The sequence below is a fragment of the Delftia sp. ZNC0008 genome, assembly GCF_000799035.1.
Taxonomy (GTDB): Bacteria; Pseudomonadota; Gammaproteobacteria; order Burkholderiales; family Burkholderiaceae_C; genus Comamonas; species Comamonas tsuruhatensis.
In genome coordinates this window covers 1-3,177 of sequence record NZ_JTKZ01000090.1, presented here as the reverse complement: position 1 = coordinate 3,177, position 3,177 = coordinate 1, and the positions used below count along the sequence as shown (strand labels likewise).

The following is a 3,177-nucleotide window of genomic DNA, read 5'->3' as shown; positions in this document are numbered from 1 at the left end:
GCCCGGCGAGGCACCGCAACTGGTGCTGCTCGATGTGCGCCTGGGCCAGTTGCACGGCCCCGATGTCTACGCGCAACTGTGCCAGCGCTGGGGCCAGTCGCCGCCCGTGATCCTGGTCACGGCCGAGCGCGACGGCATGCTGCGCCGCCAGGCGGCCGAGCGCGGCTGGGGCTTTCTGGCCAAGCCCGTGCGCCCGCCCGCACTGCGTGCGCTCATGAGCCAGATGCTGCTGCGCCACCGGTAGGGACACGGCACGCCGCGGCATGGAGTTCAGGCCGTGCCGTCGTTCTCCAGGCTCTTGACCAGCACGGCAGCCTGCGTGCGGCTGTAGCACTCCAGCTTCTTGAGAATGGCCGTCACATGCACCTTGACGGTGTTCTCGGCCAGCCCCAGTTCATGGGCGATCTGTTTGTTGAGCAGGCCGTCGGCCAGGCACAGCAGCACGCGGAACTGCTGGGGCGTGAGCTGGGCCAGCCGCGCGGCCAGCGCGGCGTCGGCCTCGGAGCGCTCGGCGGCCATGGGCGGGAACCAGCTGCCGCCGTCCAGCACTTCCTGCAGGGCCGTGCCTATGGCCTCGGCCGGCGCCGATTTCGGAATGAAGCCCGCGGCACCGAACTGCTGGGCACGGCGGATCACGCGCGGATGGTCGTTGGATGAGATCACCACCACCGGAATGTCGGGGTACTCGCCGCGCACATGCAGCAGCGCGGAGAAGCCGCGCGCGCCCGGCATGGCCAGGTCCAGCAGCACCAGTTCGATCTCGGGGTGCTGCTGCAGCGCCGCCCCCAGGGTCGCAGCGCTTGCGGCCTCCAGCACGGCGAACTGCGGCAGGGCCTCGCGCAGCACATGGATCACCGCAGCGCGGAACAGCGGGTGGTCATCGGCAACGAGCAGGGTGGATTCGGACATGGGCGCGAGTCTGACACGTCTGCAAACACATGCCCGGCTCATGGCCCCCCGTGGAGGCCGGTGGCCGGGTTGCAGGCTGGCACGCCGTTTGCAATCAGTTGCAGCCACAGGCCTGGCAACAGGCGGAAATCTTCCTCCAACCGACGAACAAGGAGCCCTGAATTGACCTTTGAGCCCTCTTGCAAGGACCTGCTGCACAGGCCTGGTGCCCCGGCCCCAACCCAGTGCACGGCAGCGTTCAAGCCGCGAGAGTGCAAAACACAAATTAAGTTTCGTCATAACTGTGTCAAAGACACCACTTTCTGGCCGGTGCAATGGCTGGGATGCGTTGTAATACGCGGCTTAGCCAGTCTGGACTGCCTCGCGCGCGCACCGCAAAGGCACGCCGACACCGGCCGGACCCTGATGCGAAAACGCCACTGTCCCAGGTTTGCCACATAGCCCGCCCAGGGCGTTTGCCTCATCGTCTGCCCCGGTCACAGCACTGGCCAACCGTTTCCACTATCCAACAATGAAAGACTCCTCAACATGAAACGTTCCTTCATCGCACTGGCCGCTGCACTGGCCTGCGCCGGCGCTGCACACGCCCAAAGCTCGGTCCAGCTGACAGGCCTGGTGGACGCCTATGCCGGCTCCATGCGCATGGCTGGCGACGCCAGCGGCAAGGGCGTCGTGGGTTCGGGCGGCATGACCACCTCCTGGTGGGGCATGAAGGGCCAGGAAGACCTGGGCGGCGGCCTGAAGGTCGATTTCCAGCTGACGGCCTTCATGCGCGTGGACACCGGCAGCCCCGGCCGCTTCGACGGCGACCCGTACTTCTCGCGCGATGCCAACGTCGGCCTGTCCGGCGGCTTCGGCACGGTGCGCCTGGGCCGCGGCATGGCGCCCAACTTCCTGCCCACCATCCTGACCAACCCCTTCGGCGACTCCTTCACCATCTCCCCGCTGGTGCTGCACGCCAACGTGGGCACGGCAGCCTGGGGCTCGGCCAACCTGACCACGCCGTCGGACACCGGCTGGAGCAACCAGATCGTCTACAGCACGCCCAAGTTCGGCGGCCTGCAGGCCAACGTCCACTACCAGTTCGGTGAAAAGGGCGGCGACTCCGGCAAGAAGAACATCGGCGTGAACGCCATGTACTTCGGCGGCCCGCTGAGCCTGGTGGCCTTCTACGAACGCGCCCAGATCAGCAACCCCGTGAGCCTGGCCGTCATGCCCACCAAGACCGACTGGATGCTGGGCGGCACCTACAACTTCGAAGTGGCCAAGCTGTACGCGACCTACGGCCAGGCCAAGGTCAAGGACCTGGACCGCAAGAACAGCACCTACTCGCTGGGCCTGGACGTGCCCGTGAGCAGCGCCGGCACCATCAAGGCAGCCCTGGCCCGCACCAAGGCCGGAGTCGGCGCCGTGGACTCCACGCGCACCACGGCCAGCCTGGGCTACGACCACTACCTGTCCAAGCGCACCGATGTGTACACCGTGCTGATGCACGACCGGATCACGGACCTGAAGTCGGGCACTAGCCTGATAGCGGGTATCCGCCACCGTTTCTAAGGCGACGCCTGGCCTGCCAGCACGGGCCGGGGACTTACGTCCCGAACTTTCAGCGAGGCCCTGCCTCGCTTTTTTTTCGGCCTTCTGAAGATCGATAGGGAATTTCTCCCACCGCTTTTTTCACAAACGTCAAGAGAGAAAGCGATTGTCCGACAGCCACGCTGCGCAATCCGGTGTGCAATGGAGTCCAGGCCCAGCCCCATGCTCTGCCTGCGCTGCCAGACAGGAGGTGCACCATGCGCAGACCCAGCCCCTTCGGACGTCATCCCTTCATTGCCTTCACCGCCACGGTATTGCTTGCCGTCGCAGCCAGCGTTGCCACCTTGTGGCTGGACAGCGCCGCCCCGGCCGCAGACACCTTGCTGCAAAAAGACCCGGGCGCCCTGCTGTCGTCGATGTAGGCCCTGCAAGCGCCTGCAAATGCCTGCTCAGCGCCATCCCTTTCGGACTGGCGCTGTTTTCATTTGCCGGCCGATGCGCCGGTTGATGTACCTGCCGATGCGCCCCCACCGCTGGCCGTCTTCTCCAGCAGCGCCAGCCTGCGCCTGACGGCCTGGGCCTTGTCCACCTCGCCCGCCTGATCATGGGCCCTGGCCTGCAGCTGCAGCCAGGCCATCACCGCACGGCGCCAACCCTGGGCCGAGGCGGTCTCGGCACCCAGCTCCAGCAACTGCGGCTGTGCCGCCCCCGCCCGCAAGGCCGCGCCGGCCG

The 3,177-nt window shown here is 66.7% G+C and carries 4 protein-coding genes and 1 pseudogene; 3 read left to right on the top strand and 2 right to left on the bottom strand.

Annotation, left to right across the window (positions count from 1 at the left end; translation table 11 throughout):
- The coding region (locus L995_RS03195; RefSeq protein ID WP_047469098.1) for a response regulator at positions 1 to 244 on the top strand (244 nt) is incomplete at its 5' end.
- A 26-nt stretch (positions 245 to 270) separates the two neighbouring features.
- Here the strand turns inward: L995_RS03195 and L995_RS03190 are convergent.
- Positions 271 to 909 carry a LuxR C-terminal-related transcriptional regulator gene (locus L995_RS03190; RefSeq protein WP_016449908.1) on the bottom strand — a complete coding sequence of 213 codons (639 nt, stop codon included), beginning with the start codon at positions 907 to 909 and terminating at the stop codon, positions 271 to 273.
- 528 nt (positions 910 to 1,437) lie between these two features.
- Here L995_RS03190 and L995_RS03185 point away from each other — a divergent pair.
- Together L995_RS03185 and L995_RS33670 are read left to right on the top strand one after the other, a co-directional pair.
- Positions 1,438 to 2,466: a porin gene (locus L995_RS03185; RefSeq protein ID WP_047469093.1), complete on the top strand. Its 1,029-nt coding sequence runs from the start codon at positions 1,438 to 1,440 to the stop codon at positions 2,464 to 2,466.
- Positions 2,467 to 2,702: 236 nt separating this feature from the next.
- Positions 2,703 to 2,867, top strand: coding sequence for a hypothetical protein (locus tag L995_RS33670; protein ID WP_016449910.1), 165 nt, complete (start codon positions 2,703 to 2,705; stop codon positions 2,865 to 2,867).
- A 59-nt stretch (positions 2,868 to 2,926) separates the two neighbouring features.
- Here L995_RS33670 and L995_RS03180 read toward each other — a convergent pair.
- A pseudogene (locus L995_RS03180) lies at positions 2,927 to 3,177 on the bottom strand (hypothetical protein); the annotation flags it as partial.

What these genes read in the sequence shown, in the direction of transcription:
- L995_RS33670 (WP_016449910.1), top strand. Translation starts at nt 2,703, where the DNA reads ATGCGCAGACCCAGCCCCTTCGGACGTCATCCCTTCATTGCCTTCACC.
- L995_RS03190 (WP_016449908.1), bottom strand. Translation starts at nt 909, where the DNA reads ATGTCCGAATCCACCCTGCTCGTTGCCGATGACCACCCGCTGTTCCGC.
- L995_RS03185 (WP_047469093.1), top strand. Translation starts at nt 1,438, where the DNA reads ATGAAACGTTCCTTCATCGCACTGGCCGCTGCACTGGCCTGCGCCGGC.